The sequence below is a fragment of the Bacillus sp. DHT2 genome, from assembly GCF_026241455.1.
Classification (GTDB): domain Bacteria; phylum Bacillota; class Bacilli; order Bacillales; family Bacillaceae_G; genus Bacillus_A; species Bacillus_A pseudomycoides.
The window spans coordinates 1-409 of record NZ_JAPHWH010000087.1 but is presented as its reverse complement, the minus strand read 5'-3'; the positions used below and the strand labels follow the sequence as shown (position 1 = coordinate 409).

Below are 409 nucleotides of genomic sequence, written 5' to 3'. Positions count from 1 at the left end.
TATCAAGATTTTCTATACAAATCACCGAATACATTTGCGTGAGATGATAACTTAATTTGTGTAAGAAATCTTTTCTTTGATTCGCTACCTTTTCATGAAGGATCTGAATTCGTTCTACTTGCTTCTTTATAGTTCGCAGAGTCCTTCTTTTTCTTCGAAAGGTTACGCTGTGCTTGCCGCAGTTGTTTTTCTTTTTGTAGAAGAAATCTTGGATTTTCAAATACCGTTCTATTTGAAAGAACAGCGTATTGATTCAGTCCTACATCTATACCAATTGCATTTTCTATATCAATAGAGGGAGGTACATCCTGTCTTTCGACACTAAAAATAGCGTACCATCTCTTCGATTGGCGTTTCAGAATCAACTGTTTGATCGTTCCTTCTATCGGCCGATGCAGATGAATCTCTA

2 protein-coding genes are annotated in these 409 nt (G+C 36.4%); both read right to left on the bottom strand.

All coding sequences use genetic code 11. The annotated features are described in order from the left end of the window. On the bottom strand, positions 1-139 hold a 139-nt coding region (locus tag ORL93_RS31425), incomplete at its 3' end, for a transposase (RefSeq protein WP_369124024.1). Continuing rightward, a partial coding sequence (locus tag ORL93_RS31020) for a transposase (RefSeq protein WP_265960354.1) occupies positions 93-409 on the bottom strand: 317 nt, incomplete at its 5' end. The genes ORL93_RS31425 and ORL93_RS31020, both read right to left, overlap by 47 nt.